This window comes from Nesterenkonia muleiensis, from assembly GCF_003600155.1.
In the GTDB taxonomy this organism is placed as follows: Bacteria; Actinomycetota; Actinomycetes; order Actinomycetales; family Micrococcaceae; genus Nesterenkonia; species Nesterenkonia muleiensis.
Map to the genome: position 1 here is coordinate 35,518 of NZ_QWLD01000013.1, position 15,875 is coordinate 51,392.

At 65.1% G+C, this 15,875-nt stretch carries 13 protein-coding genes; 8 read left to right on the forward strand and 5 right to left on the reverse strand.

The features are described from left to right. Positions 1-5 precede the first annotated feature (5 nt). Together cls and DVO78_RS04140 are read left to right on the forward strand one after the other, a co-directional pair. Complete coding sequence (cls, locus tag DVO78_RS04135) at positions 6-1,514, forward strand: cardiolipin synthase (RefSeq protein WP_120003556.1); 1,509 nt, start codon at positions 6-8, stop codon at positions 1,512-1,514. A gap of 114 nt (positions 1,515-1,628) precedes the next feature. After that, complete coding sequence (locus DVO78_RS04140; RefSeq protein ID WP_120003557.1) at positions 1,629-2,441, forward strand: hypothetical protein; 813 nt, start codon at positions 1,629-1,631, stop codon at positions 2,439-2,441. Here the strand turns inward: DVO78_RS04140 and DVO78_RS04145 are convergent. Both DVO78_RS04145 and DVO78_RS04150 read right to left on the reverse strand, forming a co-directional pair. Beyond that, positions 2,438-5,188, reverse strand: a complete 2,751-nt coding sequence (locus DVO78_RS04145) for an MMPL family transporter (protein ID WP_120003558.1) — start codon at positions 5,186-5,188, stop codon at positions 2,438-2,440. The two genes, DVO78_RS04140 and DVO78_RS04145, sit on opposite strands and share 4 nt — an antisense overlap. Before the next feature lie 116 nt (positions 5,189-5,304). Then, complete coding sequence (locus DVO78_RS04150) at positions 5,305-5,931, reverse strand: TetR/AcrR family transcriptional regulator (protein WP_162301562.1); 627 nt, start codon at positions 5,929-5,931, stop codon at positions 5,305-5,307. A gap of 45 nt (positions 5,932-5,976) precedes the next feature. On the opposite strand from DVO78_RS04150, the gene DVO78_RS04155 reads away from it, so the two are divergent. Further along, positions 5,977-7,350, forward strand: coding sequence for an anthranilate synthase component I family protein (locus DVO78_RS04155; RefSeq protein ID WP_157983864.1), 1,374 nt, complete (start codon positions 5,977-5,979; stop codon positions 7,348-7,350). Positions 7,351-7,414: 64 nt separating this feature from the next. Next, positions 7,415-10,318, forward strand: coding sequence for an FAD-binding and (Fe-S)-binding domain-containing protein (locus tag DVO78_RS04160; RefSeq protein WP_238385133.1), 2,904 nt, complete (start codon positions 7,415-7,417; stop codon positions 10,316-10,318). Here the strand turns inward: DVO78_RS04160 and DVO78_RS04165 are convergent. After that, on the reverse strand, positions 10,303-11,100 hold the full coding sequence (locus DVO78_RS04165) for an HAD-IIA family hydrolase (RefSeq protein WP_120003561.1): 798 nt from the start codon (positions 11,098-11,100) through the stop codon (positions 10,303-10,305). The two genes, DVO78_RS04160 and DVO78_RS04165, sit on opposite strands and share 16 nt — an antisense overlap. 140 nt (positions 11,101-11,240) lie before the next feature. Between DVO78_RS04165 and DVO78_RS04170 the strand changes: the two genes are divergently transcribed. Genes DVO78_RS04170 through DVO78_RS04180 form a run of 3 tightly spaced genes read left to right on the forward strand, consistent with a single transcriptional unit; the run spans position 11,241 to position 13,310 of the window. Beyond that, positions 11,241-11,612 (forward strand): GntR family transcriptional regulator, encoded by a 372-nt coding sequence (locus DVO78_RS04170; RefSeq protein WP_120003567.1) that lies wholly within the window; start codon positions 11,241-11,243, stop codon positions 11,610-11,612. A gap of 13 nt (positions 11,613-11,625) precedes the next feature. Next, positions 11,626-12,564 (forward strand): ATP-binding cassette domain-containing protein, encoded by a 939-nt coding sequence (locus tag DVO78_RS04175; protein ID WP_120003562.1) that lies wholly within the window; start codon positions 11,626-11,628, stop codon positions 12,562-12,564. Beyond that, positions 12,561-13,310 (forward strand): hypothetical protein, encoded by a 750-nt coding sequence (locus DVO78_RS04180; protein ID WP_120003563.1) that lies wholly within the window; start codon positions 12,561-12,563, stop codon positions 13,308-13,310. The genes DVO78_RS04175 and DVO78_RS04180 overlap by 4 nt, the downstream gene beginning before the upstream one ends. A 223-nt stretch (positions 13,311-13,533) precedes the next feature. Here DVO78_RS04180 and DVO78_RS04185 read toward each other — a convergent pair whose 3' ends face one another. Together DVO78_RS04185 and DVO78_RS04190 are read right to left on the reverse strand one after the other, a co-directional pair. After that, a complete protein-coding gene (locus DVO78_RS04185) occupies positions 13,534-13,878 on the reverse strand; it encodes a Rieske 2Fe-2S domain-containing protein (protein WP_120003564.1) in 345 nt (114 codons plus the stop codon). Between the two features lie 16 nt (positions 13,879-13,894). After that, a complete protein-coding gene (locus tag DVO78_RS04190; RefSeq protein ID WP_120003565.1) occupies positions 13,895-14,281 on the reverse strand; it encodes an RNA-binding S4 domain-containing protein in 387 nt (128 codons plus the stop codon). A gap of 593 nt (positions 14,282-14,874) precedes the next feature. Here DVO78_RS04190 and DVO78_RS04195 point away from each other — a divergent pair. After that, a partial coding sequence (locus tag DVO78_RS04195) for a peptidoglycan DD-metalloendopeptidase family protein (RefSeq protein WP_157983865.1) occupies positions 14,875-15,875 on the forward strand: 1,001 nt, incomplete at its 3' end.

The window sequence follows — 15,875 nt, forward strand, 5'->3', positions numbered from 1 at the left end:
ATGACATGCTGTGGCCTTTGAGCGGGCTGGGCATCGAAGGCCTGCCCTTCTGGATCTTTGTCATCGTGGTGGTGATCGAAGTCGGTATCCGGGTGGCCGTCCTCGGCATCATTCCGGACAACCGGCGGCCGAACACCGCCATGGCCTGGCTGCTGGCGATCTTCTTCATCCCGATCGTCGCCCTTCCGCTGTTCCTGCTCATCGGCCGCAATAAGCTCTCCTCCCGCCGCCAGGAGCGGCAGCGCAGGATCAATGAGGCGCTGCTGGAGGCCACCAGCCATATGGACCTCTCGGATCAGCTGCGCGGATACGACGAACAGCTCGGAGCGACTGCCGTGCTGAATCGCAACCTCGGGGCCTTCCCCCTCCAGGAGGGCAATCACATCACCTTCCTTGCTGACTACAAGGAGTTCTTCCTCAGGGTGATCGCCGAGATCGACAGCGCCCAGGAGTACGTCCATGTGCTCTCTTACATCGTGGGGGAGGACCCTGAGTACACCGGTCCGGTGCTGGACGCTTTGGAGCGTGCCGCCGACCGTGGGGTCACCATCAGGTTCCTCTTCGACCATTTGGGAACTATGCGGGTGCGCGGTTACAGGCGGCTGCGACGGCGCCTGGAGGCGGCCAGCAGGACATGGGCGCACTTCGAGTGGTACCGGGTGCTTCCCATCCGACCGCTCAGGCGCCGGTTCTCCCGGCTGGACCTGCGTAACCACCGCAAGATCATCGTGGTGGACTCCGAGGTGGCCTTCACCGGCTCGGCCAATCTCATCGAACCCCATTACCAGCGCCGCTCCGCGATCAAGATGAACCGGAAGTGGGTGGAGCTCAACGCTAAGCTCACCGGCCCGGTGGTGACTGAGCTGGACATTGTCTTCGCCTCCGACTGGTACGCCGAATCCGGGGAGAACCTGGGGCCCCGTCTGCTGGTGGACCTGGAGGCTGATGAGGCCGCACGGGGCGGCTCGCTGGCCCAAGTGGTGCCCTCCGGGCCCGGCTTTCCTGATGAGAACAACCTGCGGCTCTTCAACGATCTCATCTACCAGGCCGTTGACCGGCTGATCATCTGCACGCCCTATCTGGTGCCCGATGACTCCCTGCTCTATGCCGTGACCAATGCCGCACACCGGGATGTGGACGTCGTGGTGCTGGTGACCCGGCAGGCCGACCAGTTCACCGTCCAGCACGCCCAGCAGTCCTACTACCAGCAGCTGCTGGAAGCCGGGGTGCGGATCTTCCGGTACCCGGGACCTGACGTGATGCACGCGAAGTTCATGGTGGTGGACCACCGGGTGGCAGTTCTCGGCTCATCCAATATGGATATGCGCTCCTTCTCCCTGAACCTGGAAGTCACACTCATGCTGGTCGACGACGCCAAAACAGCTGAGCTGGCCCAGATCTTCGAGGCCTACCGCAGCATCTCAGAGGAGCTTCACCTGGAGGAATGGACATCCAGACCATGGCACGTCCGGTATTTGGACAACGTCTTCAGGCTCACCTCAGCCCTGCAGTAAGAGTCCTGGAAGTACACGTTGCTGAAAAATTCAACTATTCTGGCCTACGTGCTTTCCCCCAGTGCGAGGTCAGGAACCCAGAACCGCTGCTGTGCTGCAGCGTCTCTCTGTGCCGTGGCCTCGCTGGTGCTGGTCACCGGATGTGGGGGACCGGCACCTGATTCAGCAGACCAGGCCGGTGCCGGGACGGACACCGTTGAGCCCGCGGGGACCGCGGCGCCGGAGGAAGATGCCGAAGGCGCCGAGGGTGTGGCCGAAGGGCAGGACGAGACTCCCGAAGAGCCTGCCGCCCTGGATGAGGAGCAGAAGATGCAGCTGCTGCTCAGCACCGAGGATCTGCCGGCCCGGCCCGAGGGCCACTCCACACATTCCGGAGTCTCCTACTTCCAGGAGAGCATCGCCGTGGAGTACACCCAGTACCAGGACACCTTTGGCCAGACCGAATGCGCCCAGGCGATGGACCAGATCAACGTCAACCTGGTCGGTGAGGATCCGCTGGGCGGTCTGGCGCACGCCTACCGGCTGCCGGCGGTGGAGCGCGAAGGTCAGGAGTACTCCCCGCAGGTCTACGCATGGGTCCTTAGCTACGGCCAGGAGGTCGACACCTCAGGGATCTGGGAGGTCATCCATGAGCACTGCTCCGGAACCCAGCTGCAGGCCGGGGATGAGTATGTGGAGATTGAACCCCTCGACCTGGAGGATGATCACAGGCTGGACCTTGAGGGTATCTCCATGGTGATCCACAGCGGCGATGAGCCCACCGGCGCCGCGGCCGCAGTGCGCCATTCGATGAGTGTGGACTTCGGCGAGAATCTGGTCATGCTCTCAGCAGTGGGGCTGGACACGGAGGGATTCGGCGAACTGGCCGGTGCCCAGGCCCATAAGCTGGCCCAGTTCCAGGATTCGCTGGCCGAGGACGCCGGCTAGATCCCAGCGCCCTCGGAGTCTTTCGCGGCCTTCCGTTCAAGCTTCGCCCCTTCGACGTCCACATCCGGCAGCAGCCTGTCCAGCCATTTCGGCAGCCACCAGGAGGCGGGACCGCACAGGTGCAGCAGAGCCGGCACCAGCAGCAGGCGGACCACGAAGGCGTCCAGCAGCACTCCCATGGCCAGGGCCATGCCGATCGAGGCGATCATGGGGTCAGGGGTGAAGATGAATCCGGCGAATACGCTGGACATGATCAGGGCCGCGGCGATCACCACCGAACGGCCGGCGTGCAGGCCCTGCCGCACAGCGAGTCTCGGGGCGGAGCCGTGGACATAGGCCTCCCGCATCCCGGAGGCGGTGAACAGCTGATAGTCCATGGCCAGCCCGAAGAGGATGCCGATGACGATCACTGGCAGGAAGGTCAGCACCGGCCCGGGATTGGAGATGCCGAAGATCTGCGAGAGCCACCCCCACTGGAAGACCGCCACCACAGTGCCCATGGCGGCGGACACCGACCCGATGAATCCCAAGGTGGCGATGACCGGCAGCAGCAAGGAGCGGAACACCATGATCATCAGCACCAGGGAGAGTCCGACCACCAGGCCCAGGTAGAGCGGCATCGCATCGGCGATGTGGGCCGATATATCGATATTCGCCGCGGTCATACCGGCCACCGAGAGTTCCACAGGCTCAGAGAGCTCACCACTGAGCACAGTGCTGTCGCGGAACTCGTGCACCAACTCATCGACCGCTTCTGATGACGGGCCTTCGGTGGGAATGACCTGGTACACCGCGATGCTGGCATCGTCGCTGGTTCCAGCAGGTACCGCAGTCTCGATGTGTTGATGCTCAGTCAGAGACTCCGCCAGCTCGATCTGCAGCTCCTCCGCCTCTGCGGGGGACAGTTCTGCTGGAAGATCGGCAACCACCACCAGCGGTCCGTTGTGACCCTCGCCGAACGCCTCCTCAGTGGCGAAGTAGGCCTGGTAGCCGGTGGAGTCCTCAGCCTCCGAACTGGCGTCGGGGAGACCGAGGCGCATGGAAAAGGTGGGCACGGCCAAGACCGCCAGCAGCGCGATGGCGCCGGCGGCGATGAGCAGCGCCTTGCCAGTGTGCATTGGGGCGGTGATCTTCTCATTCTCGAGCTGGCCGATGTAGCGGCGCTCCCTGCGGCGCAGGATCCGGTAGTCGACCAGCTTCAGCAGGGCCGGGGTCATCGTGACGGCGATCATCACAGCAATGGCCACGCAGGCTGCGGCCACAGTGCCCATCAGGGCGAGGAAGGGCAGGCCGGAGACATTGAGGGCGAGCAGGGCAATCACCACAGTCGCTCCGGCGAAGACCACCGCATTGCCGGCTGTGCCGTTGGCCATGGCGATCGACTCGCGCAGCGGCATCCCGTCCTTGAGCTGACGCCGGTGCCGGTGGATGATGAACAGCGAGTAGTCGATGCCCACGGCCAGGCCCAGCATCAGGCCCAGAATCGGGGTCATCGACATCATCTCCACCACCGCGGAGAGCGAGAGCGCGCCGGCCACGCCGACCCCGACCCCCACCACGGCGTTCAGAAGCGGCAGCCCGGCCCCGACCAGGGTGCCCAGCATGATGATCAGCACCGCTGCGGCGATCATCAGGCCGATGGCCTCGGCCACGGAGAACAGATGCGGCATCTCCATATTCAGGTCGCCCGAAGGCAGAGTCTCCACGCCATCGATCTCCGCGGCGGTCAGCATCTCAGCGACCTCATCCAGGTCCTCAATGCCCACCTGCTCCAACGGTGCCTTGAAAGTGATGATGCCGATGGCTGTACCGCCGTCATCGGAGACTGTGCTGATCCCGGAGCTGAGCTCCAGCATGCGCTCGCCGCGATCAAGACCTTGGCGCGGATCCTCGCCATCGGCGAAGGCCTCCTCCAGCTCCGCGAGACCTTCCTCGGCCTCGTCGAGCTCGTCGAGCCCCTCCTGGTACTGCTCTTCGCCGGCCCGGAGTTCAGCCGCGGCACCCTCCGCCTGCTCCACCTGGGCCAGTGCGCTCTCCAGCTGGCTGCGCTGAGCCACCACCTCGGCCCGGGCGGCGTTGAGATCTGCCTCCACTGACGGCCAGTATCCGCCGGCAAGTGCCTGGTTCACCTGGGCATCGATCTCAGCATCGGCGGCCTCGAGGTCCTCCAGCCCGCCTTCGATCTCAGCGCGGGTGCTCTCAAGCTCCTCGAGGGCCAGACCGCCGGCTTCCAGGCCGGCCTCCAGCTCAGCCCATCCTGCGTCGAGCTCATCGCGGGCCTGCTCCAACTCAGACTGTCCGCTCTCCAGCTCCGCGCGGGCGTCGTCGATGTCGAAATCCTCCGGCAGTTCGGCCAGCTGCTCGCGGGCGCTCTCCAGTTCCTGGCGCGCATCGGCGAGCTCCTGCTCCATCTCGAAGGGGCTAGTGGTGGAGCTGACAGCGTCCTGCTCACTGACCTGGTCCAGCAGACTCTCGATGCCCTCGATCTGGCCCTCGGTGAAAGGCTCCCCGTCCGTGGTGCGGAAGACGGTGTTGGCCGCACCTCCGGAGGCATCAGGGAGTTCCTCGGCCAGCCGGTCAGCCACCTGGGTGGTCTCCAGGTCCGGCAGGTTGATCTGGTCGTTGAGCTGCCCGCCGAACCCGGCGAACGCGGCCACAGCCGCCAGCAGCAGCACGAACCATCCGGCGATGACGGTCTTTGCGCGGCGGGCGGCGAATGTGCCGAGGCGGTAGAGCAGTCTGGCCATGGGGCGGCGGTCCTTCTGAGCGCTAGGGATCTGGGTGGGGCAAGGCCTCTATCATATATGGAACGCGACGTCTCGCAATGGGGTCTGAGAGGCGGGGAGCTGAAGTGTGGCCAATCTCACGCATCCCCGGGTGCGGCGACGCCGCTGATCACGATGTTCACCAGCTCTTGGCCCCATTCGGCGGTGCGCACCTTGCCGGTGATGATGTGGAAGATCAATGGATCTGTCAGGGCGGAGGCGGCCACCTCCACCTCGGTGTCGGCCGGGATCTCGCCGCGCTCAGCGGCAGCACGCAGCCGGTTCAGCAGGGCCCCTGAGTCCCAGCCGCCACCTTGCTGGATGAGTTCTGCGGTGGTGGGCAGCCCCTCCAGTCCGGCGGTGATGAGGCTGCGCGCCATGGCGATGTGCTCCTCCTGGAAACACTCTGCGATGGTCTCACGCATCCAGGTGTGGAGATCTCTGCGCAGATCTCCAGTGTCCTGAACAGGAGTCAGGTCAAGCTGAGCGCTGCCGGTCAGCACCGCCTCCAGCACCACCTGCGCCTTGTTCTTCCACCAGCGGTAGATAGTCTGCTTGCCCACCCCGGCCTCGGCGGCGATCCCCTCCACCGTGATGCTGTCATAGCTGGTGTGGGCCAGCAGCCGGGAGGTGGCCTCCAGGACCTTCTGGTGGGCTGTCTCACTGCGGGGCCGGCCCCGTCTGGGCTCTTCCCTGTCCGGGGTGGGCTGTGCCTGTGCTGACATAGGGACCATCGTAGTAGCCTCATATGGGCTCATAGGATGGAGACTATGGTCGAATCCGTGGTCCGCACCGTGGTGCCGTTCTCCGCGGAGGAGGACGCCGCTGCGCAGCTCTTCGGTGTGCTGCTGGAGGTCCTCGGCGATGCGGTGCCGGCGGCATTCCTGGACAGCAGCGACCACGGGTCCACTCCTAGACCGGCGCGCAGCCGGTACAGCATTCTCGCCTTCTCCCGCGGAGCTGAAGCGCAGGCGGTCCGTTTGGACTCCGGCGCGTTCGGCTGGCTTGCCGAGCACTGGCCGCACCGCGGAGCAGCGGAGAGCGATGACGGCTCTGAGGCTGAGGGGTCCCGCGGTCCGTTCCAGCTCGGCTGGGTGGGCTGGATCGGCTATGAGAACCAGGGCCGGCTCTTCGCTGCGACCCACGCGGTGGTGATCGATCACCAGCGCTGTACCGCGGAGATCCAATCCCAGGGCCAGGACCCCGGCTGGGTGGCCGTGGTGACCGAGGCGGTCACCTCCACCCCCGCATCAAAGCTGCCTCAGGCTCAGCTGCAGGACCTGGCAGTCCGGGACCCCCGTGAGCACTATCTGGCGAAGATCCGCGCGGCTCAAGCCCATATCCGGGAGGGCAACTCCTACGAAGTCTGTCTGACCACCGCGGTCACCGGCGGGCTCACGGGAGACCCGTGGGCCGCCTACCAGCGGCTGCGACGGCGCAACCGGGCCCCCTTCACCCAATTCTTCCGCTTTCCCGCCGGGCAGCACGAAGCCGCCACCGCCGTCCTGTCCACCTCGCCGGAGCGCTTCGCGTCCATCTCTGCAGACGGGCTGATCCGTTCAGAGCCGATCAAGGGCACCAGGCCCCGGGGGGCGACACCGCAGCTGGACGCCGGGCAGCAGAAGGACCTTCGGTCCCATCCGAAGGATCGGGCAGAGAATGTGATGATCGCAGACCTGGTGCGCAACGACCTCTCCATCCATGCGGTGCCGGGAACGCTGCGCACCGAGCGGCTCTGCGTGGTGGAGACTTATCCCAGCGTTCACCAGATGGTCTCCACCATCAGCGCCCAGCTGGAGCCCGAAGCACTGCGTGCCCGTGCGCTCAGCGATGCGTTTCCGCCCGGATCCATGACCGGTGCCCCGAAGATCTCCACCATGAACATCCTTGCCGGCCTGGAGTCCGCACCTCGAGGACCGTACTCGGGGGCGGCCGGCTGGTTCAGCGCCACAGGTGCCTGTGACCTCTCGGTCCTGATCAGGACCGCAGTGCTCACCCAGCGCGAATCCGAGTCCTGGAGTTTTCACCTAGGTGTGGGCGGGGCGATCACCGCAGATTCAGTACCTGAGGCCGAATGGGAGGAGGTCGTCACCAAGTCACAGGGTGTGCTCAGGGCACTGGGCGCAGATTTTCCGCAGTCCTGACCCACCCGGTACAGTGCAATGAGAAAAACGTTGCAGATTGTTGACAATAGGGAGGCTGCTGCCCGTGACCGCCACTGCTGATGCTGGCGCCGCAGTACAGAGGGATTCTGCCGACCTGGTCTCCGCCCTGCGCCGTGCCGGGGTCTCGGGGGTGGACTCCTCTGCGCTGGCGCGCGGGATGTACTCCGCCGATGCCAGTCTCTACCGTGTGGTGCCGCAGGTGGTGGCCCGCCCGCAGCACATCGACGAGCTGCATGCTGCCCACCAGGTCTCGCGGGAGCTGGGCGTGCCGCTGACCATGCGCGGGGCCGGCACCTCGATCGCAGGAAATGCGGTGGGGGAGGGCATAGTGCTGGACACCCGGGATCTGAAGCGCATTATCGAGATTGATCCCGAGTCGAGAACTGCTCGGGTGGAGCCCGGGGTGGTCCATGCCGATCTTCAGCGCGCTGCGGCACCTCACGGGCTGCGTTTCGGACCCGATCCCTCCACCCATTCGCGCTGCACGATCGGCGGGATGATCGGCAACAACGCCTGCGGCTCCCGGGCCCTGGGGTATGGGCGCACCGCAGACAACGTCGAAGCCGCCACAGTGCTCTTCGGCAACGGGGAGACCGGGCACTTCGACGCCCGGGCGGGCAAAGCCGCCGGCCGAACCGCAGAGCAGCTGCTGGAGCTGGCGAACACGAATCTGGCCCATATCCGCACGCACTTCGGCCAGTTCGGGCGCCAGATCTCCGGCTACAGCCTGGAGCACCTGCTGCCGGAGAACCGCGGGCGCATTGAGAAGTTCATGGCCGGCACCGAAGGCACCTTGGGCACGGTGCTGGAAGCCACTGTCAGACTGGTCCGCGATGACCCCGGCCGCCGCCTGCTGGTGCTGGGCTTTCCCACGGTGGCAGAGGCCGCCGATGCTGTGCCGCATATTCTGGCCGCCGGATCCGGCCGGCTGATCGCCTGCGAAGGCATGGACTCCCGGCTGGTCGCTCTGGTCCGCGGTGCCGGCAAGCGAGTGCCCGTCCTGCCCACCGGCGAGTCCTGGCTCTTTGTGGAGACAGCCGGCGACGGCGCCCTCGACGTGCTTGATCAGGTCAAAGCCGCCTCGGGTGCGGTGGGGGACCGGCTCATCGACGCCGCCGCAGAGGCTGCCGCGTTGTGGAAGATCCGCGAGGACGGTGCGGGTCTGGCCGGGGTCAGTCTACCCACTCCGGCCCACTCCGGCTGGGAGGATGCCGCGGTGCCGCCCGAGCACCTGGGCTCCTGGATGCGTGAGTTCGAAGCGCTGATGAAGGAGTACGGACTGCAGGGTTATCCCTATGGGCACTTTGGTGACGGCTGCATCCACTGCCGGATCGACTTTCCCTTCATCCACGGGGATCCCGCAAGCACCGGGGTTTTCGCGGAGTTCATGGGCGCCTGTGCCGAACGGCTGGCCCACTACGGCGGATCCCTCTCCGGTGAGCACGGTGACGGCAGGGTCCGTTCCCATTTGCTCCCAGCGATGTATGACCAGACATCGATCGCCCTCTTCGCCCAGGTCAAGGCCATCTGCGACCCTCAGGACCTGCTCAACCCGGGAATCATCACTGCCCCGGATGGCTCCGGCCCGGTCCCGCACACTGAGAACATCAAGCCCACCCAGCCGAAGCGGGACCTGCCGTGGCCTGGGATGCTGATGAGTCACGACGCCGGAGACTTCGGAGCCGCGGTTCACCGCTGCTCCGGGGTCGGCCGTTGTGTGGCGCCCAAGGCCAACGGCGTGATGTGCCCCTCCTACCTGGCCACCCAGGAGGAGAAGGACTCCACCCGGGGCCGCGGCCGGATTCTGCAGGAGGCCATGGACGGCACTCTGGTGCATGGTCTGGCCGACCCGGCGGTGCATGAGGCACTGGACCTCTGCCTGTCCTGCAAGGGCTGCGCCAGCGACTGCCCGGCCGGGGTGGATATGGCCACCTATAAGGCCGAGGCGCTCTATCAGACCTACGACCGCGATGCTGAGGGAAAACCCAGGCGCCAGCTGAGGCCGCGCAGCCACTACATCCTGGGCCGGCTGCCGTTCTGGGCCAAGCTCGCTGCACCTGTGGCCCCGGTTGCCAATCTCTCGATGAGGATCCCCCCGGTGGCCGCACTGGCCAAATGGGTGGCCGGGATCGACCAGCGGCGCAGTGTCCCCCAGTTCGCGAGGAGGACGCTGCGCCGTGCAGATGCTCAGCAGAACGCCGGCTCCCCCGATGTGTGGGTGTGGGCGGACTCCTTCACCAACCACTTCTTCCCGCAGTCAGGGCTGGCCGCCCTGGAGTTCCTGCGCGGACAGGGCCTGGAGGTGCAGATCATCGGCAAACAGGGCTGCTGCGGCCTGCCGTGGATCAGTACGGGCCAGCTTGACCAGGCCAAGCAGCGGATGGACCAGGCGATCTCCGCCCTGGAGCCCTACGTGAGCTCCGGAGTGCCGGTCATCGGCCTGGAGCCCAGCTGCCTGGCCACCCTGCGCTCAGATGCGGTGGAGCTCTCACCGCGTCCGGAGGCGCACACTGTGGCTGACGGTGTGCTCACCTTCGCCGAGCTGGTGAACCGGCTGGTGGACGAAGGCAGGGTGGAGCTGCCGGACCTCAGCGACCTCGAGGTCCTGGCTCAGCCGCACTGCCATCAGGCATCGATCATCGGCTGGGACGTGGACAGGGCTCTGCTGGAGATGGCTGGAGCGCAGGTGACATCAGTGGCCGGATGCTGTGGGCTGGCCGGCAACTTCGGCGTGGAGAAGGGCCACTACGAGGTGTCGGTGGCAGTCGCAGAGACTCACTTGCTGCCGGCGGTGCGCGCGCAGGCTGAGTGGGATTCCGGCACCCGCGGCACAGTGGTGCTGGCCGACGGGATGTCCTGCCGGATCCAGCTCGATGACCTCGCCGATGTCCCCGCGATCCACATCGCCGAACTGCTGGCGGGACGCTCGGCTCAGTCGGCCGTGTAGTCCTCGACCAGCTCGTGGACGCCGTCGATGATCGTGTTCGGGCGGAACGGGTAGTGGGCGATGCTCGCCTGGGAGGAGACTCCGGACATCACCAGGATGGTGTGCATGCCGGCCTCCATGCCGGCGACGATGTCGGTGTCCATGCGGTCGCCGATCATCGCGGTCTGCATCGAGTGTGCGCCCAGATGGTTCAGGGCCGAGCGGAACATCATCGGATTGGGTTTGCCGACCACATAGGGGTCTGAGCCGGTGGCCTTGGTGATCAGCGCGGCGATGGCTCCGGTGGCCGGCAGCACGCCTTCTGGGCTGGGACCGGTGGCATCCGGGTTGGTGACGATGAACCGCGCTCCATTGTTGATCAGCCGCACCGCCTTGGTGATGGCCTCGAAGCTGTAGTTGCGGGTCTCCCCTACCACCACATAGTCGGGATCGGTCTCGGTCATGATGAAGCCGTTCTCATGCAGAGCGGTGGTCAGCCCTGCCTCCCCGACCACATAGGCGCTTCCACTGCCCGTGGCCGCATCGACCTGCTGGGCCAGGAAGGTGGCGGTGGCCAGCGCAGAAGTCCAGATCCGGTCTTCAGGGACCACCAGTCCGGAATTGCGCAGCCGGGCGGAAAGATCGCGGGCGGTGAAGATCGAGTTGTTCGTCAGCACCAGGTACGGAAGGTCCTTGCGCCGCCACTGCTCCAGAAGTTCAGCAGCCCCCGGCAGCGCCTCATGCTCGCGGACAAGGACGCCGTCCATATCGGTCAGCCAGCATTCGATGTTCTCGCCGTTCATGCTTCCATTCTACGGCTCCGCGGGGGGTGTGGACTTGACGGCGTCGTCGTTACATGGTTCATTAGTAGAGTAATGAACCACTGAGGTAGTGGAGTTGATAGGCTGGCGTGGTTTCCGCAACCGATGAAGGAGGTGAGCTCGTGGACGAGGGGCGCCCGCTCTTTGTGCAGATCGCCGAGGAGATCGAGGGATCTGTGCTCGACGGTTCGCTGTCAGAGGGTGAACGTGCCCCATCCACCAATGAGCTCGCCGCCTTCCACCGGATCAATCCGGCAACTGCTGCCAAAGGCATCAACCTGCTGGTGGACCGGGAGATCCTCATCAAGCGCCGCGGACTGGGCATGTTCGTGGCAGAGGGTGCCGCCGATCGGCTGCGAGCCGAACGCCGGCAGCGCTTTGCCGATCACTACCTCACACCGATGCTTGCCGAGGCCCGCCATATTGGGCTTTCGGTGGAGACCGTCATTGAGCTGCTGCGCGAACAGGCGCAGCAGAATGCACACCGCAAGTGAGAGGAGAGTGCTGATGAGTGGGAACACTGCCAGCACGGCGATACAGGTCAGCGGGGTCAGCCGCCGCTACCGGAACACCACGGCACTGGACGAGGTGACCGTCAGCTTCGCCGAAGACCAGATCCACGGACTGCTGGGCCGCAACGGGGCCGGCAAGACCACCCTGATGTCGATCATCACCGCACAGGCATGGCCCAGTGAGGGTCAGGTGAGGGTCTTCGGACAGGCGCCGTATGAGAACGAACAGGTGCTGCCGAAGATCTGCTTCGTGCGTGAAGATCAGCGCTACATCGATGATTCGCTGGCCAAGCACGCCTTCAAGGCCGCCGCCGCAGCCTTCCCGAACTGGAGCTGGGATCTGGCCGAGCGGCTGATCGCTGATTTCAAGCTGCCGCAGAAGACCAGGATCAAGAAGATGTCCCGCGGCCAGCGCTCTGCGGTGGGGGTGATCATCGGGCTGGCCTCCCGGGCGGAGATCACCTTCTTCGATGAGCCGTACATGGGGCTCGACGCCGTGGCCCGCCAGCTCTTCTACGACCGGCTGCTTGAGGACTACGCCGAGCATCCGAGAACCATTGTGCTCTCCAGCCACCTCATCGATGAGATTGCTCACCTGGTGGAGAACGTGGTGGTCATCGACGCAGGCAAGATTCTGCTGGACGAACCGGTGGAGGACCTGCGAGGACGGGCAGTGACCCTGGTGGGCAAAGCCGAGGCAGTGGCTGAGATATCCGCCGGACGTGAGGTGCTCCAGCATGAGGAAATGGGGCGCATAGCGCGCAGCACAGTTCTCGGAGCGCTGAGCGAGGCCGAAAGGCAACGGATCAAGGACCTGGAACTGGATATGATCCCGGTCTCCCTGCAGCAGTTGGTTATTCACCTGACCACGCGCCAGGCTGCTGACGGAAATGCGAATACTGCCTTGACAAGCGCAGAGGAGAATGCACGATGAGCACTGCACAACAGACTGTAGACGCCCGTTCCAGCTACGCCCGCATCCCGGCAGCCTTCAAGCTGCAGTTCACTGTCCCCTCCATGCTGATCTGGGTGCCGCTGTTGGTATTCGCTGCTGCCTGGGTCATCGCCGTCGGCATCGGCGTATGGATTCACGCTGTCGCCGGCGGGCAGACAGAGCCCATCTATACTGGGGCGGCCAACGCGCCCCTGTGGACTCTGGTCGCTATGGCCGCCTACGCGGCATCGCACACCTTCCCCTTCTCCATGGCGCTGAGCTACAGCCGAAGAGTCTTTGTGATTGGTGTCTTCCTTGCCTTCGGGCTGGTCTCGCTGGCTTTTGGAGCAGCTTTCGCCCTGGGAGCCGGGGTGGAGCGGCTTACGGGGGGCTTCGGCTTGGAGGTCTATGTCTTCGACCTGCCGTACCTGACACAAGGCGCAGGTGGTGTGGCCTCTGCAGGGGCGCTGGCCGCTGGGCTCTGCCTGTTCCTGATGATGTTCGGCTTCTTCTGGGCGATCCTCTACCGCCGGGTGAGCATCACCATGGTCTGGGTGGTCATCATTGGACTGGTGATTATCCTGCTTGGAGCAGCCATGCTGGTGACTCAGAACAGCGGGTGGGCCACTGTGTGGCGGTGGTTCGTGGAGCAGTCAGCGCTGTCGCTGGCAGGATGGATGGTGCTGCCGGTCATCGGTATCACCGCGGTGAACTATGCGGTGATCAGGAGGGCGACGCCGGGCTGAGTGGTTCGGGCATGAGAAAAGCTCCCCGGGTGGTCGCGTGAGGGGGACGCTTGATGACCAACCCGGGGAGCTTTGAATCACTCGCACCTTGATGAGGTAGTTACTAATATAGGGGTCTACCTTGGAGAACCCCCCTATATTCGCTGGACATTTTCTGTGAGTTTTTCGCGAAGTGTCTGCATAGCTTGCGCGGTCCTCTGCCACTGCAGGAGTCAGTTGAGTCTCAGGCCTCGGGGTGCGGGGTCCCTGGATGGAGTATGAGGTCCCCGTCCTCCACTGTGACCAGGTGGGTTCTGACAGGCTCGAAAGCCGGCGGGGTCTCTGGGACCCCGGTGCGCAGGCAGAAGGCGGAGGCGTGCATGGGGCACTCCAGAGTGTCCTCTTCGACGAATCCCTCGGACAGGGACACCGATTCATGGGAGCATTCATCATCGAGTGCGTAGAACCCGCCGTCCTCGGCATGGACCACGGCGATAGCTTCTGCAGTTCCGGCCCGCTTCGCCGGAACCTGCATCGCTCTGCCTTCGCGGAGTTGGTCGGCTGGGCCGAGATTCACACGCTGTGTCATGGTCAAAGCCTACCGGTCAGCGGTCTTTGGTGTAGCCCCGCAGGATCTCAAGCTGCCGGCGTTCTCGTTTGGTGGGTCGGCCTGTGCCGCGTTCACGCATAGGAAGCCCCACCTCTGATGGCTTGATCTGCTCAGGGGAGTGGTCCTTATACGCCTGCCGAGCCACCGGTGCGCCGACGCGCTTGGGGTGAGTATGCACGACTTCGAGAATCACCACGTATCCGGGACGGCTGATCTGCAGGCGCGTGCCCGGCGAGACCTTCGTGGAAGGTTTGACCGGGTCACCGGCACTCTTGATCTTGCCTGCGCGGCAGGCCTCTGTGGCCGCGGAGCGCGTCTTGAACATTCGCACAGACCATAACCATGCGTCGGCGCGCACTGGCGCTGTTGGCCCATCACTCATAGAGCCCAAGTCTAAAGGTGGCCGGACTGGCCACGAGAAAAGCTCCCCGGGTGGTCGCGTGAGGGGGACGCTATGATGACCAACCCGGGGAGCTTTGAATCACTCGCACCTTGAAGAGGCACTATCTAAGGTACTCACCTTTCTGAACGGAACACCCTATAGAGGCTGGAAGTTTCCTATGAATCTTCTCGCCGCAGATCCGGTAACGGTCTGATCACAATGTCGGCACTGCGGTGGGGCAGCCGGTACGTCGAGAGGAGATACCTGGAATAGTGGTCTCCGAGGGAGCAGTGCGGCGCTTCGGTTGATGTCCTGCGGTAGTGATATCAGCCGCTTGCGCGGCACTGCTTCTCTTCCTTCAGGGTCCGGACCGTCTCTCACAGGTTCGGCACAGCTTCAACCCCCGGTCGAACGCCGCTCTGCCGCAGGCCGTCACCAACTCGTTACCCTTGGGTCGAGCTGACCGGGGAGTTCGTTGAGTTTCCCACCGCTGGCTTCCCCTCGCGGAAAGCCCCGGGCAGTCCTGCAGGTCTCGCCGCAGTATGCCGGTTGAGCCTGAGGAGACGTGCCATTGGACTAGTGAGGATTGACCTGTGCCGAAGAAACTCCCCGCGGCCGCAGTCGGCGCCTTGGCTGCCGGCTTGACCATGCCCTTCGCCGCCTCCGCCGCTGAGGCCGCCCCCGCCCCCGCCGCGCCCCCGCCGATGACCGGCTCAGCGGCGGCTGGGGCGCCGTCGTGGTCTCAGCCCACGGTGATCACCGCCTCCCGGAACTCGGGGCAGTTTGTCCAGCCGCTCACCGGCGCCTACACCTTCAGCACCGGCTACGGGCCGCGGTGCAGCCCGAACCCAGGGGCGTCGTCGTACCACATGGGCCAGGACCTGGTGGCGCCGGAGGGCACGCCTTTCCAGGCGATCGCCGCCGGCACGGTGGTCAGCACCCAGGATGGCACTGCCAGCCGGGCCGGGCATGTGATGATCCGGCACAATGTGGGTGGCAAGACCTATCACTCCAGGTACCTGCATGTATGGGACGGGACCTCCCACGTGCGCACCGGCGATACGGTGCGGGCCGGTCAGACGATCGGACTGGTGGGCAACTCGGGACTCAGCTCCACGCCGCACCTTCACCTGGAGATATGGGAGGGCGCCTGGCATTCGGGCACCGCCCTGGACCCCCAGACCTTCATGTCTGAGCGCGGTGTGAACCTCAGAGCTGCGGCCGCCCGCGAGTACTTCCCCAGCCAGTGCGACGATTCCTCGGACTCAGGAGGTTCCGAACCAGCAGGTGGATCGTCGGGGTCGGGATCTTCGGGTCAGACACGGCAGGTCACCCAGGGGTTGAATCTGCGCTCCGGTGCCGGTAACACGCACAGCGTGATCGGCGGGATGGCGGCCGGTGAGCAGGTCACGGTGCGTTCGACCAGCGGCGCCTGGGTGCAGGTGCGGCGTTCGAACGGTCAGACTGGTTGGGCCCATAGTGCGTATCTGCGCGGTGGTGGTTCCTCGGCGTCGTCCTCTGGTTCAGGGTTTTCCGGCTCTGGTTCCTCGAACTCCGGGTCGTCGGGTTCGTCCAGCGCGGGTTCGTCTGGGTC

Excerpts from the sequence above, each read along its gene's own strand:
- DVO78_RS04155 (WP_157983864.1), top strand. The coding sequence starts at position 5,977 with ATGGTCGAATCCGTGGTCCGCACCGTGGTGCCGTTCTCCGCGGAGGAG.
- DVO78_RS04145 (WP_120003558.1), bottom strand. The coding sequence starts at position 5,188 with ATGGCCAGACTGCTCTACCGCCTCGGCACATTCGCCGCCCGCCGCGCA.
- DVO78_RS04175 (WP_120003562.1), top strand. The coding sequence starts at position 11,626 with ATGAGTGGGAACACTGCCAGCACGGCGATACAGGTCAGCGGGGTCAGC.
- cls (WP_120003556.1), top strand. The coding sequence starts at position 6 with ATGCTGTGGCCTTTGAGCGGGCTGGGCATCGAAGGCCTGCCCTTCTGG.
- DVO78_RS04190 (WP_120003565.1), bottom strand. The coding sequence starts at position 14,281 with ATGAGTGATGGGCCAACAGCGCCAGTGCGCGCCGACGCATGGTTATGG.
- DVO78_RS04150 (WP_162301562.1), bottom strand. The coding sequence starts at position 5,931 with ATGTCAGCACAGGCACAGCCCACCCCGGACAGGGAAGAGCCCAGACGG.
- DVO78_RS04180 (WP_120003563.1), top strand. The coding sequence starts at position 12,561 with ATGAGCACTGCACAACAGACTGTAGACGCCCGTTCCAGCTACGCCCGC.
- DVO78_RS04165 (WP_120003561.1), bottom strand. The coding sequence starts at position 11,100 with ATGAACGGCGAGAACATCGAATGCTGGCTGACCGATATGGACGGCGTC.
- DVO78_RS04185 (WP_120003564.1), bottom strand. The coding sequence starts at position 13,878 with ATGACACAGCGTGTGAATCTCGGCCCAGCCGACCAACTCCGCGAAGGC.